Annotated in this window: 23 protein-coding genes and 1 pseudogene; 12 read left to right on the top strand and 12 right to left on the bottom strand. The window is 71.1% G+C overall.

Annotated features, from left to right (window positions below; all coding sequences use genetic code 11):
* From MMR14E_RS22160 to MMR14E_RS22140, 5 genes are all read right to left on the bottom strand, one after another.
* A complete protein-coding gene (locus tag MMR14E_RS22160) occupies positions 1–873 on the bottom strand; it encodes an NAD(P)-dependent oxidoreductase (RefSeq protein ID WP_331317267.1) in 873 nt (290 codons plus the stop codon).
* A gap of 55 nt (positions 874–928) precedes the next feature.
* Positions 929–1,255: an NIPSNAP family protein gene (locus tag MMR14E_RS22155; RefSeq protein WP_331317266.1), complete on the bottom strand. Its 327-nt coding sequence runs from the start codon at positions 1,253–1,255 to the stop codon at positions 929–931.
* Between the two features lie 12 nt (positions 1,256–1,267).
* On the bottom strand, positions 1,268–2,077 hold the full coding sequence (locus MMR14E_RS22150) for an N-acyl homoserine lactonase family protein (RefSeq protein ID WP_331317264.1): 810 nt from the start codon (positions 2,075–2,077) through the stop codon (positions 1,268–1,270).
* 187 nt (positions 2,078–2,264) lie between these two features.
* Complete coding sequence (locus MMR14E_RS22145; RefSeq protein WP_331317262.1) at positions 2,265–3,503, bottom strand: MFS transporter; 1,239 nt, start codon at positions 3,501–3,503, stop codon at positions 2,265–2,267.
* 146 nt (positions 3,504–3,649) lie between these two features.
* The gene (locus MMR14E_RS22140; protein ID WP_331317261.1) at positions 3,650–4,486 is read right to left on the bottom strand and encodes an IclR family transcriptional regulator; all 837 of its coding nucleotides are present in this window, start codon (positions 4,484–4,486) and stop codon (positions 3,650–3,652) included.
* A 321-nt stretch (positions 4,487–4,807) separates the two neighbouring features.
* Here MMR14E_RS22140 and MMR14E_RS22135 point away from each other — a divergent pair, with 321 nt between their 5' ends.
* The 8 genes from MMR14E_RS22135 (at position 4,808) to MMR14E_RS22100 (ending at position 13,246) form a co-directional block, all read left to right on the top strand.
* On the top strand, positions 4,808–5,818 hold the full coding sequence (locus MMR14E_RS22135) for an ABC transporter substrate-binding protein (RefSeq protein ID WP_331317259.1): 1,011 nt from the start codon (positions 4,808–4,810) through the stop codon (positions 5,816–5,818).
* 52 nt (positions 5,819–5,870) lie between these two features.
* Entirely contained in the window at positions 5,871–7,022 is a 1,152-nt protein-coding gene (locus MMR14E_RS22130; RefSeq protein ID WP_331317257.1) for an acyl-CoA dehydrogenase family protein, read from the top strand.
* Positions 7,023–7,027: 5 nt separating this feature from the next.
* Complete coding sequence (locus MMR14E_RS22125; RefSeq protein ID WP_331317255.1) at positions 7,028–8,161, top strand: acyl-CoA dehydrogenase family protein; 1,134 nt, start codon at positions 7,028–7,030, stop codon at positions 8,159–8,161.
* A gap of 14 nt (positions 8,162–8,175) precedes the next feature.
* On the top strand, positions 8,176–9,420 hold the full coding sequence (locus MMR14E_RS22120; RefSeq protein ID WP_331317254.1) for a CoA transferase: 1,245 nt from the start codon (positions 8,176–8,178) through the stop codon (positions 9,418–9,420).
* The gene (locus tag MMR14E_RS22115; RefSeq protein WP_331317253.1) at positions 9,417–10,220 is read left to right on the top strand and encodes an enoyl-CoA hydratase/isomerase family protein; all 804 of its coding nucleotides are present in this window, start codon (positions 9,417–9,419) and stop codon (positions 10,218–10,220) included. Before MMR14E_RS22120 ends, MMR14E_RS22115 begins: the two co-directional genes overlap by 4 nt.
* A 128-nt stretch (positions 10,221–10,348) precedes the next feature.
* Positions 10,349–11,350 (top strand): TRAP transporter substrate-binding protein, encoded by a 1,002-nt coding sequence (locus tag MMR14E_RS22110; RefSeq protein ID WP_331317252.1) that lies wholly within the window; start codon positions 10,349–10,351, stop codon positions 11,348–11,350.
* Positions 11,351–11,378: 28 nt separating this feature from the next.
* Positions 11,379–11,966 (top strand): TRAP transporter small permease, encoded by a 588-nt coding sequence (locus tag MMR14E_RS22105; protein ID WP_331317251.1) that lies wholly within the window; start codon positions 11,379–11,381, stop codon positions 11,964–11,966.
* Positions 11,963–13,246, top strand: coding sequence for a TRAP transporter large permease subunit (locus tag MMR14E_RS22100; RefSeq protein ID WP_331317249.1), 1,284 nt, complete (start codon positions 11,963–11,965; stop codon positions 13,244–13,246). The genes MMR14E_RS22105 and MMR14E_RS22100 overlap by 4 nt, the downstream gene beginning before the upstream one ends.
* A gap of 27 nt (positions 13,247–13,273) precedes the next feature.
* Here the strand turns inward: MMR14E_RS22100 and MMR14E_RS22095 are convergent, their stop codons facing one another.
* Positions 13,274–14,707, bottom strand: a complete 1,434-nt coding sequence (locus MMR14E_RS22095) for a sensor histidine kinase (RefSeq protein ID WP_331317248.1) — start codon at positions 14,705–14,707, stop codon at positions 13,274–13,276.
* Positions 14,704–15,369, bottom strand: coding sequence for a response regulator (locus MMR14E_RS22090; protein WP_331317246.1), 666 nt, complete (start codon positions 15,367–15,369; stop codon positions 14,704–14,706). The genes MMR14E_RS22095 and MMR14E_RS22090 overlap by 4 nt, the downstream gene beginning before the upstream one ends.
* Positions 15,370–15,484: 115 nt before the next feature.
* Between MMR14E_RS22090 and MMR14E_RS22085 the strand changes: the two genes are divergently transcribed.
* Positions 15,485–16,552, top strand: coding sequence for an ABC transporter substrate-binding protein (locus MMR14E_RS22085; RefSeq protein WP_331317244.1), 1,068 nt, complete (start codon positions 15,485–15,487; stop codon positions 16,550–16,552).
* Here MMR14E_RS22085 and MMR14E_RS22080 read toward each other — a convergent pair.
* Positions 16,444–16,704 (bottom strand): annotated as a pseudogene (locus MMR14E_RS22080) (dihydroxy-acid dehydratase); the annotation flags it as partial. The gene MMR14E_RS22085 and the pseudogene MMR14E_RS22080 sit on opposite strands and share 109 nt — an antisense overlap.
* Before the next feature lie 295 nt (positions 16,705–16,999).
* On the opposite strand from MMR14E_RS22080, the gene MMR14E_RS22075 reads away from it, so the two are divergent.
* A complete protein-coding gene (locus tag MMR14E_RS22075) occupies positions 17,000–18,292 on the top strand; it encodes an MFS transporter (protein WP_331317242.1) in 1,293 nt (430 codons plus the stop codon).
* Between the two features lie 63 nt (positions 18,293–18,355).
* Here the strand turns inward: MMR14E_RS22075 and glpT are convergent, their stop codons facing one another.
* From glpT to MMR14E_RS22055, 4 genes are all read right to left on the bottom strand, one after another.
* Positions 18,356–19,696, bottom strand: coding sequence for a glycerol-3-phosphate transporter (glpT, locus tag MMR14E_RS22070; RefSeq protein ID WP_331317240.1), 1,341 nt, complete (start codon positions 19,694–19,696; stop codon positions 18,356–18,358).
* A 282-nt stretch (positions 19,697–19,978) separates the two neighbouring features.
* The gene (glpD, locus tag MMR14E_RS22065; RefSeq protein ID WP_331317239.1) at positions 19,979–21,481 is read right to left on the bottom strand and encodes a glycerol-3-phosphate dehydrogenase; all 1,503 of its coding nucleotides are present in this window, start codon (positions 21,479–21,481) and stop codon (positions 19,979–19,981) included.
* Between the two features lie 97 nt (positions 21,482–21,578).
* On the bottom strand, positions 21,579–22,340 hold the full coding sequence (locus MMR14E_RS22060; RefSeq protein ID WP_331317238.1) for a DeoR/GlpR family DNA-binding transcription regulator: 762 nt from the start codon (positions 22,338–22,340) through the stop codon (positions 21,579–21,581).
* 106 nt (positions 22,341–22,446) lie between these two features.
* Positions 22,447–22,800 carry a hypothetical protein gene (locus tag MMR14E_RS22055; protein ID WP_331317236.1) on the bottom strand — a complete coding sequence of 118 codons (354 nt, stop codon included), beginning with the start codon at positions 22,798–22,800 and terminating at the stop codon, positions 22,447–22,449.
* Between the two features lie 176 nt (positions 22,801–22,976).
* On the opposite strand from MMR14E_RS22055, the gene MMR14E_RS22050 reads away from it, so the two are divergent.
* Together MMR14E_RS22050 and fixJ are read left to right on the top strand one after the other, a co-directional pair.
* Entirely contained in the window at positions 22,977–24,530 is a 1,554-nt protein-coding gene (locus tag MMR14E_RS22050; protein ID WP_331317234.1) for a PAS domain S-box protein, read from the top strand.
* A complete protein-coding gene (fixJ, locus tag MMR14E_RS22045; protein WP_331317232.1) occupies positions 24,520–25,149 on the top strand; it encodes a response regulator FixJ in 630 nt (209 codons plus the stop codon). The genes MMR14E_RS22050 and fixJ overlap by 11 nt, the downstream gene beginning before the upstream one ends.
* Positions 25,150–25,225: the final 76 nt, after the last annotated feature.

Genomic DNA, 25,225 nt, shown 5'->3' with positions numbered 1-25,225 from the left:
TCAGGCTCCCTCGGCCAGCAGGCGGTACATCTCGGTGTGGTCGGCCGCGTGCCCGACTGCATCGGCGACCGCATGCCAGGTCTCGATGCAGTGCCGGCCGAACCCGAGCGGGTAATCGACCGAATCCGCCAGGGCCCCGGCGATGCCGAGATCCTTGTCCATCAGCTTCAGCGAGAAGCCCGAGGCGAAGCTGCCGCTGAGCATGAACTGCTTGACCTTGTTCTCGGAGGTGTTGCTGCGCCCGGACGAGGCGTTGAGCACGTCGGTCATGGCCTCCGGCGCGATGCCGAAGCGCTGCGCCACGTGGAGCGCCTCGACGGTGGCGAGCAGGCCCGCGGCGGACACGAAGTTGTTCAGCGCCTTGGCGGCATGGCCCGAGCCCGCCGGGCCGATATGCAGGACGGATGAGCCCATCGCCTCCAGCACCGGCCGCCAGCGGGCGAGGAGATCCGCCTCGCCACCGACGAGGATCGCGAGCGTGCCGTCCACCGCCCGCCGCACGCCGCCCGAGACCGGCGCGTCGAGATAGCCGAGCCCCTTCCCAGCGAGCGTCTCGCCGAGGGCGCGGGAGCGCACCGGCTCCGACGAGCTCATGTCGATCACGGTAGCGCCGGCCGGGAGCGCGTCGGCCCAGCCCTCGTCGAGCAGCACCGCCTCGACGATGGCCGAGTTCGGCAGCATCGTGATCAGCAGATCGAGTTCGGACGCGTTCTCCCGCGTGAGCGCCGTCGCACCGAGATCCCGGGCGAGCGCGTCGGTCCGAGCCGTATCCGCGTCGAGCAGGCGGAGCGCGTGCCCCGCCCTGGCGAGGCACCGGCTCATGGGGTCGCCCATCATGCCGAGGCCGATGACGCCGATGGTTCTCTGTTCCATGCCGTGAATGTCCCTGTGGGCGACGACCGGAGTGGACCGGCGGCGCGTGTCCCCGTCAGCGCAGGGCGGAGAAGTCGGTGGGAGCGAGGAAGGTATTCTCGATCCGGGCGACGATCGGCCGGTCCTTCTCGGTCGCGGCACGGGCGGCGATCCAGTCCGGATCGGCCTGGAAGGCGTTCCAGCGCGCCTCGCGCTGGGCCATGTCGTCCCACTTGAGCAGGTAGGTGAGCGCGTGGTTGTCGGGACCGACGAGGGTGGTCCAGAAGCCGACCTGCTCGATGCCGTATTTCTGGAAGAAGCCGAGCGTCGTGGAGCGGAACCGCTCCAGCAGGGCCGGCAGCCGGGTCGGGGCGCAGTAGTAGACGCGCATCTCGACGATCATGGAATCCTCCGGTCAGTAGGTCGGTGAAGCGGTCGGGGGCAGATCGACGCGCGCGATCCAGCCGGCGAGATCCTCGGCCGCCGGCGGGTAGATCGCGAGAACCTGCGGATCGTGGCCCGGGACGATGTGATCCTCGGACTCGGCCAGGCGCCGGACCGTCCGGTAGCCCTCGAACATGTCGCCGACATTGTAGACGATCGGGTAGGCGAGCCGGCGTCCGATATTGGCGAAGAAGTGCGCGGCGTCGGAGGCCAGCACGACCCAGCCCCGCGCGGTCCGGACCCGGACGATCTGCAGGCCGTCCGAATGCCCGCCGACCCTATGGAGGGTGATCCCCGGATACAGCGTGTCGGTCGCCTCGCGGAAGCGGACGCGGTCCTCGAAGAGGCGATCCACCATCGCCTTCACGTCCTCGGCGGCGAAGGGATGGCGGACCTCCGGGTGGCACATGCACCGGCCGGTGCAGAACGCCATCTCGCGCTCCTGGACATGGAAGCGGGCCTTCGGAAACAGATCGTGGTTGCCGGCATGGTCGTAGTGCAGATGGGTCAGGACGACGTCCTCGACCCCCAGCGGGTCGACGCCGATCCGCGCCAGGCCGTCCTCGACCGGCCGCACGATGCTGCGGCCCCGCTTCGTCGCCATCGCCCGGTCGAAGCCCGTATCGACGACGATCGTCCGGCCGCCGCCGATGACGACCCAGACGAAGTAATCGATCGGCATCGGACCGTCGTGGATATCCCCGCCGATGAAATTCTCGCGGGCCATACGGTGATGATGCGCGTACTTGATCGCGTAGATCTTGTAGATCTCTGCGTCCATGCGGGCGTTTCCTTCAGGCGGCCGGTTGATCCGGCTCTCCCTCGCGGACGCGTCGCATCCGCGGATCGAATTGAGCACATCGTCAGACAATCTGTCAATCAGGCAACGCGGAGGTCGGCGGCGTCGAGCGTCGGCCGCGCCCGGCGGCGGCGTGACCGGCGCGGCCCGCGGCCGGTCCGCCGTTCGATCAGGCCTGGGCGTTCCGGCGGCGCATGGCGAAGCCGAACACCCAGAGGGACAGCCCCAGATTGATCGCCGCCACGGTCAGCATCACCTCCAGCAGCGTCAGGAGACCGAACCATTCGGCGACGTAGCCGCAGGCCAGGGGTGTGATGGCCTGCCCGAGGAGCGGGAGGCGGGCGAGCCGACCCATCGCCGCCGCGTAGTCGCGCTGTCCGTAGAGCGCCAGCGGCAGCGTGCCCCGCACGACCGTGCGCATGCCGTTGCCGGCGCCGTAGAGCAGCATCGCGAGCCACGCCAGGGACGGCATCGTCGCCAGCAGCAGCAGCCCGAGCCCGACGCTGGCGCTCGACAGCAGCAGGGACCAGGCCGGATGGGCGTGCCGCCCGAGGGCGAGTTCGACGACGCGCACGCCGACCTGAGCAGGACCGATCAGGCCGGTCAGGGCCACCGCGGCGGTCGCGCCGACGCCCAGCGTCTGCAGCAGGTTGAGCAGTTGCACCGAGGCGGCGGTCATGATCATCGCCGCCATCGTGAAGGTCACGGCCAGCAGGCGCTCCGCAGGCAGACGCGTCGCCTCGGTCGAGTCGGCCAGCGCGCGGGGCCGGGGCGTCGCCGCCGGCTCGACCGCGGGCCGGCTCCGCGCCGGCAGCGCCCAGGCGAAGAGCGGGACCACGAGGGCGACCGACAGGATCGCGTAGGTGAGGCAGGCCCCGCGCCAGCCGACATGATCGACCAGGAACCGCGTGGCCGGCCAGCAGAGCGAGACCGCGAAGCCCGACGAGATCGCGATCTGGGTCATCGCCCCCCGCGCGTTGGAGCCGTAGGCCTGGCCGATCGCGGCGAAGAGCGGGTCGTAGAGCGCGGCCGACATGCCGAGACCGGCGACCACCCAGGCGAACAGCAAGACCGGCAGGGATTGCGCGACCGCCATCAGCACCAGGCCGGCCGCGATGATCGTGGCGCCGGTGACCAGGACCGGCCGCCCGCCGTGACGCCGGATCGCTCGGCCGACGAAGGGCGCCGGCAGGCCCGACACGAAGATCGCGAGCGAGAGCGCGCCCACCACCATCGCCTGCGGCCAGCCGGTCTCGGCGACGATCGGGTCCGAGACCACCGCGGTGAGGAAGAACGTGCCGCCCCACAGGACGATCTGCGTGACGCCGAGGGCGATGTTACCGGCGAGGGTCGGACGCGGCGGCAAATCGGGCGGCTCGGAGCCGCGCGTGGTTGGGGCGCCAAGCACGATGATGTGGTCTCCGCTGGGTCGTGTTCGAGGCCGCAGGGCCTCGAACCTCATTAGCGCGCCGCCGCGCCCGGCAGCTCCGCGATCCGCGACCTTCAGCCGTGCACCGGCTTCGGACGTCGCGGCGCTCCCGGGCATGACCGGCCTCAGAGCCGGGACGGATCCTCCGGCAGGAATCGTGCGACCGTGTCGTGGATCGTCGCGGCGATCTCCGCTTCCCGACGCTCGAAGGCGTCGAGAAGGCCTGACACCGCGACCGCCAGCGGGCGGCCCCGGCTGTCGACGCGCCTGGGCAACGGGACCGCGATCGAGCCGGCGCCCGGCGTGACGAGGCCGCGGGAGAAGAAGTGCCCATCCCGCCGCAGCCGCGCCAGGTTGGCCAAAACGGCCGCGAGCGCGATCGGCGGCTGCTCGGCCGGCGCCTCGGCGTTGGTGCGGCGGACCAGCGGGCCGATCTCCGCCTCCGGGCTCCCGGCGAGGAGCGCCGTGCCGGTCGCCGACCAGACGACGAGGCGGCGCGTCCCGGGCGGTACGTGGAAGCGCATGGCGGTGCGCGCCTGCAGGACGTGGACGTACTGCGAGAAGATCGCGTTGCGCGCGGCGAGGATCACCGTACCGCCCGTGCGCTCCGACAGGTGCTCGAGCATGCGCACGAGGCTGCCGTCGCGCACCGGCCCCTTGTCGAGCCACGCGCCGAGGAGCGCGACCCGGGGCGACGGCAGGAAGCTGCGGCGTGCCGGGTCGTAGTCGAGGTATCCGAGGCGCACGAGGCTCTTCAGCAGCACCGAGGTCGAGGATTGCGGAACGCTCAGCCGCTCGGCGATCTCGGAGACCCGGGCCTCGCGCTGGATCTCGTCGAACAGCTCCAAGATCTGAAGCACCCGTCCGGCGGACTTCACCAGGCTCAGATCCGAGCCGGCGGGATCGGCCCCCACCGTCAGGTCCGTGGACGCTCCACCCCGATCATCGGTGCGCTCACCCATGCGGGCACCTACGGGCTGTCCCCCGCCGAGGCCGCACGGGTCGTACCGCCCCTGATCGCCCTCGCACGGATCCGTGGTGCTCACGGCGCATCGCCGGCGCGTCCCCCTGAGGCAGCGCGAGCCCGCGTGCCGTCCGACGGCAGTATAGCGCCTGCGCCTACGGCGCGCTCCATCACACATGTGATATTCTTCAGCAGATGGGCGATGGCGGTTGAAGCCGGGTGCGCGCTCTGCCCTATTCGTCAGCGGTGTCGGACCCGTCTGACCGACCGGCACCGGGAGACCGCGCGGCAAGCGCGGCCCTGTTCGGGAGGAATGCCGATGTCGATCCGCCACGCGGCCGTCGCCGCGCGCCTCCTCGTCGCCGCGCTGATGCTCCCGGCCCTCGGCGGGATAGCGCGGGCCGAGACGACCTCCGTCCGCATCGGCCTGCAATACGGCCTCGTCTACCTGCCGGTGATGATCGCCCAGAGCGAGGGCCTGTTCGACAAGCGCGCCAAGGAAGCCGGGCTCGACGGGCTGACCGTGACGCTGACCCGCTTCAGCGGCTCCACCGCGATGAACGACGCGCTCCTCTCCGACAGTGTCGAGCTCGGCACCCTCGGCTCGGCCGGCGCCCTGATCGCGTGGGACAAGACCCGCGGGCGTCAGCAGATCAAGAGCCTCACCGCCCTGAGTTCGGTCGTCTACACGCTGTTCACCGGCAAGCCCGGCGTCGCCGCGCTGAAGGACTTCTCCTTCGGCGACAAGATCGCGGTCCCGGCCTTCAACTCGCCCCAGGCGATCCTGCTGCGGGTCGCGGCGGCGCAGCAGCTCGGCGAGTCCGCCAAGGCCGACGCGCTGATGGTCAGCCTGCCCCATCCGGACGCGACCGCGGCGATGCGCGCCGGACAGGGCATCGCCGGCTACTTCGCGACGCCACCGTTCACGCAGGTCCTGAAGGCGGATCCCAAGATCCGGACGGTCATGACCTCGACCGGCCTGATCGGCAGCGGCGACATCACCGCCGCCACCCTGAACGCCAAGCAGGGCTTCGTCGACGCGAACCCGAAGGTCGCGCGGGCGATCCGCGCCGGGATGGAGGACGCGGTGGCGCTGATCCGCAGCGACCCCCAGCGCGCGGCGACCATCTACCTCGCCTCCGAGCAGGTGCAGATCGACCGTGCGCAGGTCGAGACGATCCTGACCGACGGGTCCATCGTCTACGACGTGGCGCCGAAGGGCATGGTCAACCTCGCCAAGGCGATGGCGACGCAGAACTTCCTGCGGAAGGTGCCGGGCGACTGGCAGGAGATCTTCTTTCCCGGCCTCGAGGGCCGCGACGGCAGCTGAGCGGCGCGCAGCCCGAACGTCCCGCCGCTCACGGAGCCCCCACGGAGCCTCGATGCACAGTTTCCGCTTCAGCGCCGAGCCGCTCCCGCCTGAGGCCGAGGCCGCCCGCGCCTCCGTCCGCGCCTTCCTCGACGCGGAGCTGGCAGCCGGTCATTTCGTGCCGCACCGGACCTCGTGGACGACCTTCGACGCCGCCTTCAGCCGGCGCGCCGGGGCGGCGGGCTTCATCGGCCTGACCCTGCCGGAGGCCTATGGCGGCCACGCCCGTTCCGGCCTCGTCCGCTTCGTCGTCACCGAGGAGATGCTGGCGGCCGGTGCGCCCTGCGGCGCCCACTGGATCGCCGACCGCCAGTCGGGCCCGCAGATCCTGCGGCACGGCACCGAGGCGGCCAAGCGGGCGATCCTGCCGCGGATCTGCCGGGGCGACTGCGCCTTCGGCATCGGCATGAGCGAGCCGAATTCCGGCTCGGACCTCGCCGCCGTCCGGACCCGCGCGGTGCGCGACGGCGACGATTGGGTGATCAATGGCTCCAAGATCTGGACGACGAACGCCCATCAGGTCGACTACCTGCTGGCCCTGGTCCGGACCGGCGAGCCCGGGCCGGACCGGCACGGCGGGCTGACGCAGTTCATCATCGACATGGCGGCTCCCGGGGTGACGGTGCGGCCGATCCTCGACCTGTCGGGCCATCACGAGTTCAACGAGGTGTTCTTCACCGATTACCGCGTCGCCGACGCGATGCGGGTCGGCGCGGAGGGCGCGGGCTGGGGCCTCGTCACGGAGGAGCTCGCCTTCGAGCGCTCGGGGCCCGACCGGTTCCTGTCGGATTACCGGCTGCTCGTCGAACTCGTCGACCGGATCGGGCCGGAGCCGGACCGGTTCCAGGCGGTCGAGACCGGGCGGATGGTGGCCCAGCTCACCGCGCTGCTGGGCATGTCGGCCTCGGTGGCCCGCCTCCTCGATCAGGGCGTCGTGCCGGGCGTCGAGGCGGCGCTCGTCAAGGATGTCGGCAACGGCTTCGAGCGCGCGGTGCCGGAGATCGCCCGGCGGCTCGTGCCGGTCGAGCCGAGCCTCACCGCGCAGGGCGACGCCTTCCGCGAGGCTCTGGGTGGCGTGACCCTGCGGGCGCCGTCCTTCACCCTGCGCGGCGGCACCCGCGAGGTCCTGCGCGGCGTCATCGCCCGGGGGCTGGGGCTGCGATGAGCCGGATGGACCACGCGGCAGAGGCCAGCGACGGGATCGACGGGATCGTCCTCGATCAGGTCGAGCGGCTGCTCGCCCAGCACCTCACGCCGGCGCTGCTGGCCGCCTGCGACGGGACTGCGGGCGCGGCCGCAAGGGCGGCGGATCACTGGCCGGCGGATCTCTGGACGGCGCTCGCCGAGAGCGGCCTGCCGCTGGCGCTGGTGCCCGAGGCGGAGGGCGGGATCGGCCTCGCCGCCACGACCGCGGCCCGGCTGATCCGGCGCTGCGGCCGGGCCGCCCTCCCCCTGCCCCTGCCGGAGACCGTCGCGGGCGCGGCGCTCTGGGCTGCCGCGGGGGGACAGGTGGCCGAAGACGCCCTGTCGCTGGTCCCGAGCGGCGGCCCGGTGCGGATCGCGCCCCACGCGGAGGGGTTCGTCCTGGACGGCCGGGTCGTGCAGGTGCCGTGGGGCGGTTCGGTCGCGGCCCTGCTCCTCGACGCCGTCGACGCGGCCGGCATCCCGCACCTCGTGCGGATCGCCGCGCCCGGAACGCTCCGCGGCACGCATCACAACCTCGCCGGCGAGCCGCGAGACACGCTCGATCTGACCGGCTGCACCGTCCCGGCCGAGGATGTCCGCGCCGCGCCGGGCTGGGCGACCGGCACGGGCGTGCCGTTCGTCGAGGCGGCCGGCGCCTGGGTCCGGGCGCAGCAGATGGTGGGTGCCCTGGAGACCTGCCTCGCCTCCGCCCTCGACCACGCTCAAGAACGGCAGCAATTCGGCCGGCCGCTCGCCAAGTTCCAGGCGATCCAGCACATGCTGGCCGAGGCCGCGGGCCACGTCGCGGCGGCGACCGCGGCCGCCGATCTCGCGGCCGCCTGCTGGGGCGATCCGCGCTTCGTCCTCGCCACCGCCATCGCGAAGGCGCGCTGCGGCGAGGCGGCGGGCCACGTCGCGGCGATCGGCCACCAGATCCACGGGGCCATGGGCTTCACCCAGGAGCACCCGCTCCACCGCGCGACGCGGCGGCTCTGGTCCTGGCGCGACGAGTTCGGATCCGACGCCCTCTGGCAGGAGCGGATCGGGCGCGCGGTCTGCGCGGGCGGCGGCGCGGCCCTCTGGCCGATGCTGGTTCGCCTGCGCGGCGGCGCCGGGTGACAGGGGAGACAGGCGTGCCGGATCACTCCGCCGAAACTCACTCCGCCGAAACTCACTCCACCGAGACGAACACGGCCGGGCCGCTCGCGGGCGTGCGGGTGGTCGACCTGACCAGCGTGATCATGGGCCCGTCGGCGACGCATATCCTGGCCGATCTCGGCGCCGACGTGATCAAGATCGAGACGCCGGAGGGCGATTCCTTCCGGCACTACAGGCCGGCCCGGGGTGCCGGGATGGGCGGCAACTTCCTGCACCTCAACCGCAACAAGCGCAGCGTCCGCCTCGACCTGAAGCGGGCGGCGGCGCGGGCCGCCCTCGACCGGCTGATCGCCACGGCCGACGTGTTCGTCCACTCGATGCGGCCCGACGCGATCCTGCGCCTGGGCTACGGCTACGCGCGGGTGCACGCGCTCAAGCCCGACATCGTCTACTGCGGCGCCTACGGGTTCGGGGCCGACGGCCCCTACGCCCACAAGGCGGCCTACGACGACCTGATCCAGGCGGGCTCGGGCCTCGCGGCGCTCCAGACCGCCGCCTATGGCCAGCCCGGCTACCTGCCCACGGTGCTGTGCGACAAGATCGCCGGACAGGCCATCGCCTGCGCGATCCTCGCCGCCCTCTACGAGCGCCGGGCCGGCGGCGGCGGGCAGGCGGTCGAGGTGCCGATGTTCGAGACCATGGTGGAGTTCAACTTCGTCGAGCACATGGTCGGCTACGCCTTCGAGCCGCCGCTCGGGCCGCCGGGCTTCAACCGGGTCCTGAGCCCGCGGCGCAAGCCCTACCGGACCCGGGACGGCCACGCCTGCATCCTGCCCTATTCCGACCGGAACTGGCGGGACTTCTTCATCCATACCGGCCGGCTCGAATTCGTGGACGACCCGCGCTTCGCGCCGCTCGCCGTGCGGGTGGAGAACATCGAGATCCTTTACGCCCTGGTCGAGGAGGAGGCGCCGCGCCGGACCACCGCCGAATGGGTGTCGTTCTGCGACTCGGTGAGCATCCCGTGCATGCCGGTCCTCGGCCTGGAGGACCTGCCGGAGGACGCGCACCTGAAGGCGGTGGGCTTCTTCGGCAGCGCCGAGCACCCGAGCGAGGGGCGCTACCGCACCATGCGCCGGCCGGTCTCGTTCAGCGGCAGCCGCTTCGCGATCCGCCGCCACGCCCCCCGGCACGGCGAGCACACCGCAGAGGTCCTGGCCGAGGCCGGGCTCGACCCGGCCGAGATCGCCGCCCTGACCCTTGAGGAGACCGTCCAATGAGCAGCGCGGGCGAGACAGGCGGCGCGGGCGAGGACCTGCTGTTCTCCGTCGCGGAGGGCGTGGCGACCATCACGCTGAACCGGCCCGAGCGGAAGAACGCCTTCACCTTCCCGATGATCGAGGCCTGGACCGCGGCCCTGCAGCGCTGCCGCACCGACGCGACGATCCGCGTCGTGGTGGTGACCGGCGCGGGCTCGGCCTTCTGCAGCGGCGGCGACATCGTCGAGATGGGCGAGCGCCTCGACCAGCCGCCGGCCCGGCGCAAGGAGGAGCTCTACGGGCGGATCCAGCGCATCCCGCTGACGCTGGAGGATCTCGACAAGCCGGTGATCGCCGCCCTGAACGGGGTCGCCACCGGCGCCGGCCTCGACCTCGCCCTGATGTGCGACCTGCGCTACGCCGCGAAGAGCGCGCGGTTCGCCGAGACCTACGTGCGGGTCGGCCTGGTGCCGGGCGCGGGCGGCGCCCATTTCCTGCCCCGCCTCGTCGGGACCGCGAAGGCGCTGGAGCTGTTCTTCACCGGCGATTTCGTCGATGCCGACGAGGCGCTCCGGATCGGCCTCGTCAACGGCGTCCACGCCGACGCGGACCTGATGCCGGCCGTCCAGGCGCTCGCGCGGAAGATCGCCAAGGCGCCGCCGCTGACACTGAGCCTGATCAAGCGGGCAGTCTACCAGGGGATGCGCAACGACCTGCGCACCAATCTCGACCTGATCTCCTCGCACTACGCCGTCATCACCGCCACGCCCGAGCACCGGGCGGCCGTGCAGGCCTTCGTCGGCGGGCGCGACAGGGGCTGAACCGCCGCCGCGCGCGACATCTTCCCCCGGGCGTCGCACTTTCGCGCTTGTCGCCACCGCGCCCACCTGCAAGTCTATCCAAAATTCAATCCGCGCAACGACGCGGACTCAAAGTCTGGGAGGACGCGATGACGGCTCGGATTCTCGGTGCGCTCGCCTGTGCGCTCGCCTTCATCGCGCCGGCGGCGGCGCAGGCGCCGATCGTCATCAAGTTCAGCCACGTCACCACCACCGACACGCCCAAGGGCCAGGGCGCCGAGCGGTTCAAGCAGCTCGCCGAGGCGCGCACCAAGGGCGCGGTCAAGGTCGAGATCTACCCGAACAGCACGCTCTACAAGGACAAGGAAGAGGTGGAGATGCTCCAGCTCGGTGCCGTGCAGATGCTGGCGCCGTCCACGAGCAAGTTCGGCCCCCTCGGCGTGAAGGAGTTCGAGGCCTTCGACCTGCCCTACATCTTCCCGAACGAGCAGGTGCTGCGGCGCGTGCAGGACGGGCCGATCGGCCAGGGCCTGTTCAAGAAGCTCGAATCGAAGGGGATCAAGGGCCTCGGCTACTGGGACAACGGCTTCAAGATCCTCACCGCCAACAAGCCGATGCACGCCCCCGAGGACGTGAAGGGCCTGAAGTTCCGGATCCAGTCCTCGAAGGTGCTGGAGGCGCAGTTCAAGCAGCTCGGCGCGCTGCCCCAGGTGCTGGCCTTCTCCGAACTCTACCAAGCGCTGCAGACCGGCGTGGTCGACGGCCAGGAGAACCCGCCCTCGAACGTGACGACCCAGAAGCTCAACGAGGTGCAGAAGCACGCCACGCTGACCTATCACGGCTACATCGGCTACGCGGTGATCGTGAACAAGGGCTTCTGGGACGGCCTGCCGGCCGACATCCGCACGACGCTCGAGGGCGCCATCAAGGACGCGACCGCCTACGAGCACGAGATCGCCGACAAGCAGAACGAGCAGGCGCTCGCCGAGATCCGCGCCACCGGCAAGACCGCGGTCTACACGCCGACCGAGGCCGAGAACGCCGCGTGGCGCAAGGCCCTGGCGCCGGTCCAGCGCGAGATGGCCTCCCGCGTCGGCAAGGACCTGGTCGCGGCGCTCAACAAGGAGGCCGAGGCGGCGCCGAACAACTGATCACGCCGCAGCTGCGCCCGGACCGACCATGTTGCTGAAACTCCTTGATCGGCTCGAAGAGGTGCTGATCGGAACGCTGATGGCGGCCGCGACCGTCATCACCTTCGCCACGGTGGTGCACCGGTTCCTCTCCGGCATCCCGGCGCTGCAGGACTACACCGACCGGATCGACTTCGGCTGGTCGCAGGAACTGTGCATCTACATGTTCATCTGGGTCGCGAAGTTCGGCGCGGCCTACGGGGTGCGCACCGGCATCCACGTCGGCGTCGACGTGCTGGTCAACCGCCTGCCGCCGGGCGCGCGCCGGGTCATGGTCCTGGTCAGCCTCGCGGCGGGCGCCCTGTTCACCGGGATCGTGGGCACGCTCGGCGCCAATTTCGTCTGGCGCATCGGCCACACCGACCAGACCACGCCCGACATGGAGATCCCGGTCTGGATCGTCTACCTCGCGATCCCGCTCGGCTCCTACCTGATGTGCTTCCGCTTCCTGCAGGTGGCGTGGGGCTACTGGAGGACCGGGCACCTGCCGGCCCGCGACCACGCCCATGTCGACGGCGTCCCGACCGTCGAGGGTGTCGACCCGATCCAGCTCGGCCGCGAGGGAGGCCCGGCATGAGCGGCCTGATCATCTTCGGGCTGCTCATCGCCCTGATGCTCACCGGCATGCCGATCTCGATCGCGCTCGGCCTGACGGTCCTGACCTTCCTGTTCACCCTGACGCAGGTGCCGATCGAGAGCGTCGCGCTCAAGCTGTTCACCGGGATCGAGAACTTCTCGATCATGGCGATCCCGTTCTTCATCCTCGCCGGCAACTTCCTGGCCCATGGCGGCGTGGCGCGGCGGATGATCGCCTTCACGACCTCGCTGGTCGGGCACTGGCCGGGTGGCCTCGGCCTCGCCGGGGTGGTCGCCTGCGCGCTGTTCGCCGCCGTGTCGGGGTCGAGCGTCGCGACCGTGGTGGCGATCGGCTCGATCATCCTGCCGGCCATGGTGGCGGAGGGCTACCCGAAGCGTTTCGGCGCCGGGGTGATCACCACGTCGGGGGCGCTCGGCATCCTCGTGCCGCCCTCGATCATCCTCGTGCTCTACGGGGTGTCGACGAACAGCTCGATCGGCAACCTGTTCCTGGCCGGCGTCATGCCCGGCCTCGTCCTGTCGGCGATGCTCGCCAGCGTCACCTTCGTCATCGCCAAGCGCCGCGGCTATCCGCGCATGCCGAAGGCCTCCTGGGCCGAGCGCCTGCGCGCGTTCCGCGAGAGCGCCTGGGGGCTGTTCCTCGTGGTGATGGTGATCGGCGGAATCTACGCCGGCGTCTTCACCCCGACCGAGGCGGCCGCGACGGCGGCCGTCTACGCCTTCGTCATCGCGGTGTTCGTCTACCGCGATCTGAAGCTGTCGGACGTGCCCCGGGTGCTCCTCGCCTCGGCCAACATGAGCGCGATGCTGCTCTACATCATCACCAACGCGGTGCTGTTCTCCTTCCTGATGACCTCGGAGAACATCCCGCAGGCGATGGCGGCGTGGCTGATCGCCATGAACTTCAGCCCGCTGGTCTTCCTGCTCGTGGTCAACATCATCCTGCTGATCGCCGGCAACGTGATGGAGCCGTCCTCGATCCTGCTGATCATGGCGCCGATCCTGTTCCCGATCGCCGTCAAGCTCGGGATCGACCCGATCCATTTCGGGATCATCATGGCGGTCAACATGGAGGTCGGCCTGTGCCACCCGCCGGTCGGGCTCAACCTGTACGTCGCGAGCGGCATCGCCCATATGGGAATCTCCGAGCTGACGGTCGCGGTGCTGCCCTGGCTCCTGACCATGCTGGCCTTCCTGGTCCTGGTGACCTACTGGCCCGCCCTGTCCCTGTGGCTGCCGCGGGCCCTCGGGGCGATGTGATGGAGCGGGACCGCTCGCGCGGCGCGCCTAGGCTCCGGACGACGCGGGCGCGACGGCGTCCGGGGGCACGCGGAAATCGACGCGCGCCACCAGCCCTGACCCCTCGGCGGGAGACGCGAGCGTGACCGCTCCGCCGATCCGGTCCGCCAGCGCGCGGACGATGGCGAGGCCCAGGCCGCTGCCCTCCGGCCCGTCCCTGGAGGCGACGCGGTAGAAGCGCTCGAAGACCTTCTCGCGCACCTCGCGCGGGATGCCGGGCCCCTCGTCCTCGACCTCCGCGCAGGCCCCGATCTCCGTGCGGCGAAGGCGGACCGTCGTGGTGCCCCCGGCCCGGTTGTAGCGGATCGCGTTGTCCACGAGGTTCGTCAAGATCTCGCCGACGATGAACGGATCGCCGACGACCGGCACCGCGCCGTCGGGGCGATCGAGCGCGATCTCGGCGCCGCGCGCGAGGGCGTGGGGCACCTGCTCGGTGACCACGCGGGTCGCGACGTCGTTCAGGTCGGCGATCGCGGCCGGCGCCCCCGCCTGGGCGGCCCCCTCGTCGGCGCGGGCCAGGGCGATGAGCTGGGACAGGAGCCGTTCCAGGCGCCGTGCCGCGCCGTCGATGTCGTCGATCGTCGCGGCCTGGGCGGCGTCGCGGGGCGTTATCCGGCGGAGCAGTTCGACGTGCATCCGCAGGACAGCGAGCGGGGTCCGCAGCTGGTGCGAGGCGTCCGACGTGAAGCTGCGCTCGCCCGCGATCGCCTGCTCCAGACGGCGGAGCAGCGTGTTGAGGGCGAGCACCGGTGCCAGCGCCTCGCGGGGCACCCCGGCCACGTCGAGCGGCTGCAGGTTGATCGCGCCCGGCACCGCCCGTCGGTCGATCGCGTCGCTCAGCCGGGTCAGCGGCCTGAGGCTGCTGTCGATGCTGTACCACGACAGGGCCCCGATCAGGCCCAGCAACCCGAGCTCGGCGAGGGCGAGCCCGGCGAGCAGGCGCTGCTCCAGGGTCTGGCGGGCCTCGCGTGTCTCCGCGACCTGAACGAGCACCGGGCTCGGCTTCCCGTAGACCCGACGCGCCTGTGCCGCGATCCGCACGCTCGCCCCGCGGACGACGCCGTCGCGGTGGGTCGTCACCCCGAGCTGGAGGGCGCCGACATCCGGGATCGGGAGGTCCCGGTAGCCGGTCACCAGCGCGCCGAGATAGGTGACACTGTAGTAGATCCGGTCCTGGGCCTGGCTCTCGAGCATCCCGAGGGCGACGCGCGGCAGGTCGACCGAGACCTCGCCGTCCTCCACGGTCAGCCGCTCGGCGATCGCCAGGACGGAACCGTCGAGCAGGCGGTCGTGCGTCGTCTCCACCACGTTCCGGATCACGAGCGCGCCGGCGAGGCCGAGCGCCAGCGCCAGCGCGAGGGCCGGGAGCAGCATGCGGACCAGCAGGCGCCGACGGAGCGAGGGCGCGCGCGGACTGGTCACACCGGCATCAGGAGGTAGCCGAGGCCGCGAATGGTGCGGATCTCGGGCCCGTGCGGCTGCAGCTTCTTCCGGAGACGGGCGACGTACAGCTCGAGGGCGTTCGGCGCGACCGCCTCGTCGAAGCCGAAGATCTCCGCGCTCAGCCGCTCCTTCGGGACGGGCTTCCCGGCGCGGGTCATCAGGATGGTCAGGACGGCGAGTTCCCGGCGCCGCAGGGCGACCGGCGCCCCGTCGAGGGTGACGGTGCCGGCGGCCCGGTCGAGCTCCAGCGTGCCGCAGCGCAGGACCGGGTTCGGCACGGCCTGCCCGCGTCGGACCAGGGCCCGGACCCGCGCCTCGAACTCGGCGAGGTCGAAGGGCTTCAGCAGGTAGTCGTCCGCCCCGAGATCGAGGCCGCGGACCCGGTCGGTGATGGCGTCCCGCGCGGTCAGCACCATCACCGGAACGGTCGAGCCGGCCGCCCGGACCGCCTTGAGCACCTCGAAGCCCGGCAGGCCCGGCAGGCCGAGATCGAGGACGACGAGGCTGTAGGGCTCGCTCGTCGCGAGGCGGACCGCGTCGGCCCCGTCCGCCTCGTGGTCGACGGCGTATCCGCCCTGCCGGAGGGCGGCGATCAGGCCGCGCGCCAGGGCGGCATCGTCCTCGACGACCAGAACGCGCATGCTCCTCCCGCCATCCATCGTCCTGGCCCGGGCGGCGAGCCCGGTCTAGCATTCCCGTCCAGACGCTGCACAGCAAGGGCGCCGGGCATCCCGGGCCGACGAAGGGGAGACATCGTTGAGCGTTCGCCACGCCGTCGGGCTTCTCGTGCTGCTGGCGGCCGGCCTCGGACCAGCCGCGGCGCAGGTCGAATTGCCGCTGGCGGCCGCGGACACGGGCCCTGCCGCGGCGAAGGGCGAGACCGTCGTGGTCGTGGAGGCGACGACGGACGAGGCCGAGGTCGCCGACCTCATCGCGGGCTTCCGCGCGGCCCATCCCGGCGTGGCAGTGTCGTACACGAAGATGAACTCGGCGCGCCTCTACGACGGCTTCGTGGAGGCGGCCGCGGCCGGGACGGGCACGGCCGACATCGTCTGGAGCTCGGCCATGGATCGCCAGATCAAGCTGGTGAACGACGGCTACGCCGCCCGCTACGTGTCCCCCGAGGCCGCGGCGCTGCCGGCCTGGGCCGTGTGGCGCAACGAGGCCTTCGGCGTGACGGCGGAGACGATCGCCATCGCCTACAACAGGACGCTCCTGCCGCGGGAGCGCGTGCCCGCGACCCGCGCCGAGCTGATCCGATCCCTGACCGAGCAACCGGAGGCCTGGAAAGGCAAGGTCGCCGCCTACGATCCCGAGCGGAGCGGCGTCGGATCGCTGATCCTCGCGCAGGATGCCGAGGTGACGCCCCGGACCTGGGACCTCGTCTCTGCCCTCGGACAGGCCGGCGTGAAGCTCTACACGCGCACCGAGACGATGCTCGACCGGATCGTCGACGGCGAGGCCCTCCTCGCCTACGGCGTGTTCGGCGCCTACGCCCTCGAGCGGGCCAAGCAGGACCCGGTGATCGGCGTCGTGCTGCCCACCGACTACACGCTCCTCGTCTCGCGGATCGCCTTCATCGCCAAGGACGCGCGCCATCCCGCGGCCGCCCGCCTGTTCCTCGACTACATGCTCTCCCGCGAGGGCCAGGCGCGGCTCGCGTCGCGGTCCCTCACGCCGGCCCGCCTCGACGCCCGCCGGCCCGACGATCCGGTCGCGAGCNCCTGGCTCTCGAACACGCGGGCGGTGCCCGTGAAGGTCAGGATCGCGGCGTCGACGCCCGCGGTCTTCACGATGCAGCCCTGCTCGGCCAGGTTCCCGTAGAGCACGGCGAGGCCGCCATCCTGCGAGTAGGCGTGGGCCGCGTCGCGGATCACGCCGCCCTCCCTATCGAGGTCGAGTTCATCGAAGCGGGATTCCTGGCTGAACGCCACCTGGGTCGGCACGCCGCCGGGGGCCGCGCGATAGAAGTCCTGCCCTGCGGCCGGTCGCGGTGGGGCCGGAGCTGCTGGCCAACCTCGACCAGATCCGGCGCGCCCGCATGCTGCGGCGCTGGCGGCGGGCGATGGAAGGCCGCTGAGCCGAAATCCGCGACAGCTTCGTGACAGGTTAACGCGCGTATAGCGGCTGCAAGCGCCGCAGAGTCGGCGCGAATACACGGGAGGATTGGTTCAAGGCTGCGGCCCGGTCGCCAGGGGCGATCGCGCGCCGACCCGAACCGACGCTTCCCTCGTGCGGTTGCGACCGCTCCGGCGCCTGAGGGAGACAGCTATGATACAGGCCCATCCGTCGAGTTCCAAAGCCGCTACGGTCCTGCGCGTGACCAGCGGCAACTTCTTGGAGATGTTCGACTTCTTCCTGTTCGGTTTCTACGCCACCTACATTTCCAAGACCTTTTTCCCGGTCGGCAACGAGTTCGCCTCGCTGATGCTGACCTTCATGACGTTCGGGGCCGGATTCCTGATGCGGCCGCTCGGCGCGATCTTCCTGGGCGCCTACGTGGACAGCATCGGCCGCCGGAAGGGCCTGATCGTGACGCTCGGCATCATGGCGGCCGGCACGATCCTGATCGCCTTCGTCCCGGGCTACGGCACGATCGGCCTGTTCGCGCCCTTCCTGGTCCTCGTCGGGCGGTTGCTGCAGGGATTCTCGGCCGGCGTCGAGCTCGGCGGCGTGTCCGTCTACCTGTCCGAGATGGCCACGCCCGGCAACAAGGGCTTCTACGTGTCCTGGCAGTCCGGCAGCCAGCAGGTCGCCGTGATGTTCGCGGCCGTGATCGGCTACATCCTCAACAACGCCCTGCCTCCCGCCGACATGAATGCCTGGGGCTGGCGCATCCCGTTCTTCATCGGCTGCGCGATCGTGCCGTTCCTGTTCTACATCCGGCGCTCGCTGGAGGAGACGGAGGAGTTCCTGAAGCGCAAGCACCGGCCGTCCATGAACGAGGTGTTCGGCTCGCTCGCCCGCAACTGGCAGATCGTGCTGCTCGGCATGCTGCTGGTCGGCATGACCACGATCTCGTTCTACACGATCACCGTCTACACGCCGACTTTCGGCAAGGCCGTGCTCAAGCTGTCCGACACCGACAGCCTGCTGGTCACGTTCTGCACCGCCCTGTCGAACCTGTTCTGGCTGCCGGTCATGGGCGCGCTGTCCGACCGGATCGGGCGCAAGCCGATCCTGCTCGTCTTCTCGGCGCTCACCCTGCTCACCGCCTACCCGGTGCTGGTCTGGCTCGTCGGCAACGCGAGCTTCGGCAACATGCTGATCGCGCTCCTGTGGCTGTCCTTCCTGTACGGCAGCTACAACGGCGCGATGGTGGTGGCGCTGACCGAGGTGGTCCCGGCGAGCGTGCGCACGGCCGGCTTCTCCCTCGCCTACTCGCTGGCGACCGCCCTGCTCGGCGGCTTCACGCCCCTCGTCTCCACGTGGCTCATCGAGGCCACCGGCAACCGCGCGGCGCCCGGCCTGTGGATGGCCTTCGGGGGCGCCTGCGGCCTCGTCGCCACGCTCCTGATCTACCGCCGCGCGAGCCAGCCGGCGGCTCTGGGCGCCCCGGCCTGATGGCGCCGGCACGCGGTGCGGCCGGAGGGCGTGAGCCCCCGGCCGCACCGGGAGAACCGCTCCTCAGGCGAATTGCGGCGCCGCGGTGCCACTGTGCCGCAGCGTCAGGGCCAGGCAGACGATCGCGAGGACGCAGGCCGCCAGCAGGAGGACGAAGCAGCCGTTCCAGCCGTAATGGTCCGTCGTGTAGCCGACCAGCGCGCTCGCCGCGACCGAGCCGCCGAGATACCCGAACAGGCCCGTGAAGCCCGCCGCCGTCCCGGCCGCCTTCTTCGGCACGAGCTCGAGGGCCTGGAGACCGATCAGCATCACCGGTCCGTAGATCAGGAAGCCGATGCAGATCAGGGCCGCGAGGTCGATGCCCGGGTTGCCCTCGGGATTGAGCCAGTAGACCAGCGTCGCCGCCATGACGCCGAACATGAACACCACGCCCGTCGCGCCGCGATTGCCGCGGAACAGCTTGTCGGACAGCCAGCCGCAGAGCAGGGTGCCGGGGATGCCGGCCCACTCGTAGAGGAAGTAGGCCCACGAGGTCTTGTCGACCGAGAAGTGCTTGGCCTCCTTGAGGTAGGTCGGCGCCCAGTCCAGCACGCCGTAGCGGAGCAGGTAGACGAACACGTTGGCGAAGGCGATGTACCAGAGCATCCGGTTCTTCAGCACGTGCTCGACGAAGATCTCGCGCGTCGAGAACTCGCGCTCGTGGTTGGCGTCGTAGCCTTCCGGGTAATCGTCCTTCCAGGTCTCCACGGACGGCAGGCCGCAGGATTGCGGCGTGTCCCGCATGGTCAGGAAGGCGAAGATCGCGACGCCGAGCGCCACGGCGGCGGGCACGTAGAAGGCCGCGTGCCAGTCGTTGAACCAGGCCAGGCCGAGCAGGAAGAGCGGCCCGATCAGGCCGCCGCCGACGTTGTGCGCCACGTTCCAGACCGAGACGACGCCGCCGCGCTCCTTCTGCGACCACCAGTGCACCATGGTGCGACCGCTCGGCGGCCAGCCCATGCCCTGGAACCAGCCGTTGAGGAACAGCAGCACGAACATGATGCCGACGCTGGACGTCGCCCAGGGCACGAAGCCGAACAGGAACATCACCAGCGCCGAGAGCACGAGGCCGATCGGCAGGAAGTAGCGCGGGTTGGAGCGGTCCGAGACCATGCCCATCAGGAACTTGGACAGGCCGTACGCGATCGCCACCGCGGAGAGCGCGGTGCCGAGCTCGCCGCGACTGTAGCCCTGCTCGACCAGGTAGGGCATGGCCAGCGAGAAGTTCTTGCGGAGCAGGTAGTAGCCCGCGTAGCCGAGGAAGATGCCCGCGAAGATCTGCCACCGCAGCTTGCGGTAGGTCGGATCGACGCGATCCGCCTGGATCGGTGGCTGATGGGCCGCGGGAGCGAGAAAGCCGATCATGGCGCGCCTTGGTGCGTGGGACCGCGGACGGACCCGGGCTCATCCCGGGCGCGTCTCGGATTGGACGGGGTGGTGGCGTGCCGCGCTCAGCGTCGCGCCGAAGCGGATGCCGCGGCGGGCGCGGCGTGCCGACGCGCGATCCGCGCGGTCGGTCTCGACCCGTGGCGATGGTGGACGGCGAGGTCCGGTCGCGTCATCGTTTCCTCCCTGTGATGCGGCGCATCTCCGGCTCGGCCGGGTCGCCGTCTCGCGATTGTTCTGTACCCGCGGGCGGCGACCGGCTCAGCCGACGGCCATCGCGCCGTCGTGCCGGTCGGTCATGGCGGCGATCCGCGCCCGCAGCGCCGCGACCTCGTCGGCCGAGAAGGCGAGGCCGAGCTTGGACCGGCGCCAGAGCACGTCCTCGGCGGTGCGGGCCCATTCCCGGTCGATCATCCAGCGCAGCTCGCCCTCGTGAAGGCCGTGCCCCAGATCGGGCCCGAGTTTCGCGGCGATGCGCAGCGCGTCCGTCCCGTAGGCGGCCACCATGCGCCGGACCGTGGCCGCGGCGAGCTGGGGCGCGACGCGGGCGAGGCGCGCCTCGAGCTCGGCCACCCCGTCGACCGGGAAATCGCCGCCCGGCAGCGCGGCGCTACCGGTCCAGGAGCGGCCGCGCGCGCCGAGGCGCCGATCGATCTCCTTCAGGGCGTCCTCGGCCAGCTTGCGATAGGTGGTGATCTTGCCGCCGAAGATGTTCAGCACCGCCGCCTCGCCGGCCGCGCCGTCCGTCTTCAGCACGTAGTCCCGCGTCGCCTCCTGCGCCGCGGAGGCGTGATCGTCGTAGAGGGGGCGCACGCCCGAGAAGGACCAGACGATGTCCTCCCGGCGAAGCGGCGTCGCGAAGTACTCGCTGGCGGCGCTCAGGAGATACGCGGTCTCCTCCTCGGTGATCGCCGCGTCGGCGGGATCGCCGGAGAAGTCGCGGTCCGTCGTGCCGACGAGCGTCGTGTCGTTCGCGTAGGGGATCGCGAAGATGATCCGCCCGTCCGCGTTCTGGAAGATGAAGGCCCGGTCGTGGTCGTAGAGCTTGCGCATCACGATGTGCGAGCCCTGCACGAGGCGCACGTGCTTGGCCTCGCTCCGGCCGAGCGGACCCTGGATCACCCGGTCGACCCAGGGGCCGGCCGCGTTGACGAGGAAGCGCGCGGCGATCTCCTCCTCGCGGCCGGTCCTGAGCTCGCGCCGGACGATGCGCCACAGGTCGCCCTCGCGCCGGACCGAGACGACGCGGGTGCCGACCGCGATCTCGGCGCCCCGCGCCTCGGCGTCGCGCGCGTTGAGCACCACGAGGCGCGTGTCGTCGACGCGGGCGTCCGAGTACTCGAAGCCGCGCCGGAACTCGGATTTGAGCGGGGCGCCGATGGGGCCGGAGAGGTCCACGGAGCGCGTGCCGGGCAGGCGCTTGCGGCCGCCGAGATGGTCGTAGAGGAACAGCCCGATCCGCAGGAGCCAGGCCGGACGCAGGCCGGCATGCAGCGGCAGGACGAAGCGCAGCGGGCGCACGATGTGGGGCGCGATCCCCCAGAGCACCTCGCGCTCGGCCAGCGCCTCGCGCACGAGGCGGAACTCGTAGTGCTCGAGGTAGCGCAGGCCGCCGTGGATCAGCTTCGTCGACCATGACGAGGTGCCGCTGCCGAGGTCGTTCTGCTCGGTCAGCGAGACCGAGTACCCGCGGCCGGCCGCGTCGCGCGCGATCCCGCAGCCGTTGATCCCCCCGCCGATGACGGCAACGTCGAACGTGCGCATGGTCCTCCCCCTCCCGTGCCGCGGCGTCGGACGCGCGGCTGCGAAAGCAGTGGACCGTAATACGAAATCAAACGAAATTCAATCGAAAGCTGAGCACTCAGCGCCCGGTTTCGACCAAGCGGACTCCGGAGGCGCGGCAGAGGTCACGCAGCGTCTCGCTCGGGCAGCGATCGGTCACGAAGGTGCCGACCTGACTGAGCTGGGCGAGCCGCACCGGCGCGCTCCGCTCGAACTTGGTGGAATCCGCGACCAGCACGACGTGGCGGGCGTTGGCGATGATCGCCTGCGCGACCCGGACCTCGCGATAGTCGAAATCGAGGAGCGCCCCGTCCTCGTCGATCGCCGAGGCCCCGATCACCGCGAAATCGACCTTGAACTGGCGGATGAAGTCCACCGCGGCCTCCCCGACGATCCCGCCGTCCGAGCGGCGGATCAGGCCGCCAGCGACGATGCACTCGATCTCGGGACACGGCCGCAGCGCGAGCGCGACATTCAGGTTGTTGGTGATGACCATGAGCCCGGAATGGCCGAGGAGCGCTCGGGCGACGGCCTCGGTCGTGGTGCCGATATTGATGAACAGCGAGGAGCGGTCCGGGATCAGGTCGGCGGCCGCGCGCGCTATCGCCGCCTTCTCGGGCGCCGCGAGCGCGTTGCGCGCCTCGTAGTCGAGGTTCTCGGCTCCCGCGCCGAGCACCGCACCGCCATGGATGCGCGACAGGAGGCGCGCCTCGCACAGGTCGTTGAGATCCTTCCGGATGGTCTGCACGCTGACCGCGAAGCGACCGGACAGGGTATCGACCGAGACGCGCCCGTCGGCCCGCGCGATGTCCATGATCGCGTTCTGACGCTCCGAGAGCATGCTTCGAGACCTCTGCGCGGCGCGAACGAAACCCGATCCGGCGCGAGCGCGCGAGCCGCTTCGAAAAACGAAGGCGCGCTCTCGACGGCCACCACGCCTAGCGGATTCACCGCCGCGAGGAAACGTCGGGACGCGGGAAGCCGGCCCGCGGGCTCGCGGGGAACGACCCGCGCTCCGCGCCTGCGCGACAGCGCGGTGCGCGTCGCCGAGAGGCTACGCGCTCACGGCGGAAGACCGTCTGCGCGCCGATCTGATCGAGCGGGTCACGTGCGCGTTCCGCGTCGACGTCGGTGCCGAGTGCCGCGCGCGCGGGCGCGATCGGGACACGGTCCTCGCCGCGCTGCCCCGCCTGCCGAAGCTCCTGGCCGGCGGCCTCGTCCGACGGGAGGGCGCCGGCCTCGCCATCCCGGACGACGCCCGGACCTTCGGCGGGAACGGTGCAGCGGCCTTCGACGCGCATCTCGGCACCTCCGCGGCGCTGCCCCGCCGGGCGGCCTCGTCCGGCTGGCCACCGGCGCGGTCGTTCCGTCGGTTCGGGGACGTCCTCGCCCCGACTGGTTTCTGATGCAACCGGCGGTGTAAAACCGGCGCCGACAACCTGGACGGACGCCGGTTCCGTCTCCCCGCGCGGCCGACATGACGACGCCTGAAGTTCCCTACGCGCCTGCCACCGGCGACGGCGACCCGTTCGACGCGGACGGGCTGCGGCAGACACTCGACGAGGCCGGCATCTGCGGCTGGGCCCTCGACATCCCGACCGGGCGCGTCACGATCCTCCCGTCCTGCATCCGCCTGTTCGGCGTTCCGCCGGACCGTCTCACCACCTTGGACGAGATCCAGGCGCTCGTGCATCCGGACGACCGCGCCGCCCGGGCGGCGGTGATCGGGCGGGCGCTGACGGACGGCGGAAGCTACGAGATCGACTACCGGGCCGTTCAACCCGACGGGCGCGTTCACTGGTTGCGCTCGCGCGGGCGCGTGCAGGTCGACGCCGGCGGCCGGCCCTTCCGGCACCGCGGCGTGGTCTACAGCATCCATGAACAGAAGCAGGCCGACGAGGAGCTGCGGGCGCGCGAGGCTCACCTGCGCTCGATCCTCGACACGGTGCCCGACGCGATGATCGTCATCGACGAGCAGGCGCAGATCAAGTCGTTCAGCGCAGCCGCCGTGCGTCAGTTCGGCTACGGCTCGGACGAGATGGTCGGGCGGAACGTCAGCCTGCTGATGCCGGAACCGTACCGCAGCCAGCACGACGCCTACATGGGCCGCTACCTTCGGACGGGGGAGCGCCGGATCATCGGCATCGGCCGCGTCGTGGTCGGCCAGCGCAAGGACGGCTCGACCTTTCCGATGGAACTGTCGGTCGGCGAGATGCGCTCGGGCGGCGAGCGCTACTTCACCGGCTTCATCCGCGACCTCACCGAGCGGAACGAGACCGAGACTCGCCTGCAGGAGCTGCAATCCGAACTGGTGCACATGTCGCGCTTCACCGCCCTCGGCGAGATGGCGTCGACCCTGGCCCACGAGATCAATCAGCCGCTGACGGCGATCGCGAGCTACCTGAAGGGCTGCCGTCGCCTCCTCGGGCGCATGGAGGGTCCCGAGGTGCCGCTGCTCGCCGACGCGGTGAACCAGGCGGCCGACCAGGCCCTGAGAGCCGGTCAGGTCATCCGGCATCTGCGGGATTTCGTGTCGCGCGGCGAGAGCGAGCGGCACATCGAGGGCTTGCCCAAGCTGATCGAGGAAGCGAGCGCCCTCGCCCTCGTCGGCGCGAGGGAGAAGGGGGTGCGCGTCCGCTTCGATCTCGACCCGGACGCGCCCCTCGTGCTCGCGGTCCGGATCCAGGTGCAGCAGGTCCTGCTCAACCTCATCCGCAACGCGATCGAGGCCATGGAGGACGTCGCCCGGCGCGACCTGACCGTCGCGACGCGGGCGCTTCCCGCCGAGGGCCTGGTCGAGGTGCGCGTGTCGGATACCGGGACGGGCATCGCCCCCGAGATCGCCGCGCAGCTCTTCCAGCCGTTCGTGACGACGAAGGCGCGGGGGATGGGCGTCGGTCTGTCGATCTGCCGGACTATCGTCGAGGCCCACGGCGGCAAGATCCAGGCCGGCCCCGGCCCGGACGGAGGAACGACCTTCCGCTTCACCCTGCGCACCTTCGACCGCGAGGAGATGGCTCATGTCGAGTGACGCGTCGAGCGACGCGCCCGTGCATATCGTGGACGACGATCTCGCGGTGCGCCAGGCGCTGGCCTTCCTGCTGGCGACCGACGGGCTCGCCGTCCGCATCCACGAATCCGCGACCGCCTTCCTGGCCGCGGAGACCGGGCGCGTCGGGTGCGTCGTCACCGACGTGCGCATGCCCGGCATCGACGGCGTCGAGCTCCTGCACCGGCTCCGTCAAAGGGGCAGCCTGCCGCCGGTGATCGTCATGACGGGCCACGCGGACGTCGCCCTCGCGGTCGAGGCCATGAAGGCCGGCGCGGTCGACTTCATCGAGAAGCCGTTCGACGACGCGGTGCTCCTCGCCAGCATCCGGTCGGCCCTCGCGCAGGCGGACCGGACCGTGAAGCGCGCGACCGAGCGCGACGCGGTGCGGGCGCGCCTCGCCGAACTGACCGCGCGCGAGCGGCAGGTGTTGGAGGGCCTGGTCGCCGGCAAGGCCAACAAGGTCATCGGCCTCGATCTCGGCATCAGTCCGCGGACGGTGGAGATCTACCGGGCGAACGTCATGTCCAAGCTTCGGGCGGGCAGCCTCTCCGAACTCGTCCGCATGGCCCTGATCGCGGGACGGGCGGAGGTCGACTGAGCGCGGAGCCGATCCCGCGGGCGGCCGGTATCTCGGGCGCCCGAGGCCAGCATCCCGGAGACGGATGTCCGAGTCT

The sequence above is a fragment of the Methylobacterium mesophilicum genome (assembly GCF_036441335.1).
Taxonomy (GTDB): domain Bacteria; phylum Pseudomonadota; class Alphaproteobacteria; order Rhizobiales; family Beijerinckiaceae; genus Methylobacterium; species Methylobacterium mesophilicum_B.
The sequence above is the reverse complement of the archived record's forward strand: the minus strand, read 5'-3'. Positions and strand labels throughout refer to the sequence as shown.

Coding starts and splice junctions, on each gene's coding strand:
- MMR14E_RS22160 (WP_331317267.1), bottom strand. CDS start 873: ATGGAACAGAGAACCATCGGCGTCATCGGCCTCGGCATGATGGGCGAC.
- MMR14E_RS22155 (WP_331317266.1), bottom strand. CDS start 1,255: ATGATCGTCGAGATGCGCGTCTACTACTGCGCCCCGACCCGGCTGCCG.
- MMR14E_RS22150 (WP_331317264.1), bottom strand. CDS start 2,077: ATGGACGCAGAGATCTACAAGATCTACGCGATCAAGTACGCGCATCAT.
- MMR14E_RS22140 (WP_331317261.1), bottom strand. CDS start 4,486: ATGGGTGAGCGCACCGATGATCGGGGTGGAGCGTCCACGGACCTGACG.
- MMR14E_RS22135 (WP_331317259.1), top strand. CDS start 4,808: ATGTCGATCCGCCACGCGGCCGTCGCCGCGCGCCTCCTCGTCGCCGCG.
- MMR14E_RS22130 (WP_331317257.1), top strand. CDS start 5,871: ATGCACAGTTTCCGCTTCAGCGCCGAGCCGCTCCCGCCTGAGGCCGAG.
- MMR14E_RS22125 (WP_331317255.1), top strand. CDS start 7,028: ATGGACCACGCGGCAGAGGCCAGCGACGGGATCGACGGGATCGTCCTC.
- MMR14E_RS22115 (WP_331317253.1), top strand. CDS start 9,417: ATGAGCAGCGCGGGCGAGACAGGCGGCGCGGGCGAGGACCTGCTGTTC.
- MMR14E_RS22110 (WP_331317252.1), top strand. CDS start 10,349: ATGACGGCTCGGATTCTCGGTGCGCTCGCCTGTGCGCTCGCCTTCATC.
- MMR14E_RS22105 (WP_331317251.1), top strand. CDS start 11,379: ATGTTGCTGAAACTCCTTGATCGGCTCGAAGAGGTGCTGATCGGAACG.
- MMR14E_RS22100 (WP_331317249.1), top strand. CDS start 11,963: ATGAGCGGCCTGATCATCTTCGGGCTGCTCATCGCCCTGATGCTCACC.
- MMR14E_RS22090 (WP_331317246.1), bottom strand. CDS start 15,369: ATGCGCGTTCTGGTCGTCGAGGACGATGCCGCCCTGGCGCGCGGCCTG.
- MMR14E_RS22075 (WP_331317242.1), top strand. CDS start 17,000: ATGATACAGGCCCATCCGTCGAGTTCCAAAGCCGCTACGGTCCTGCGC.
- glpT (WP_331317240.1), bottom strand. CDS start 19,696: ATGATCGGCTTTCTCGCTCCCGCGGCCCATCAGCCACCGATCCAGGCG.
- glpD (WP_331317239.1), bottom strand. CDS start 21,481: ATGCGCACGTTCGACGTTGCCGTCATCGGCGGGGGGATCAACGGCTGC.
- MMR14E_RS22060 (WP_331317238.1), bottom strand. CDS start 22,340: ATGCTCTCGGAGCGTCAGAACGCGATCATGGACATCGCGCGGGCCGAC.
- MMR14E_RS22055 (WP_331317236.1), bottom strand. CDS start 22,800: ATGCGCGTCGAAGGCCGCTGCACCGTTCCCGCCGAAGGTCCGGGCGTC.
- MMR14E_RS22050 (WP_331317234.1), top strand. CDS start 22,977: ATGACGACGCCTGAAGTTCCCTACGCGCCTGCCACCGGCGACGGCGAC.
- fixJ (WP_331317232.1), top strand. CDS start 24,520: ATGTCGAGTGACGCGTCGAGCGACGCGCCCGTGCATATCGTGGACGAC.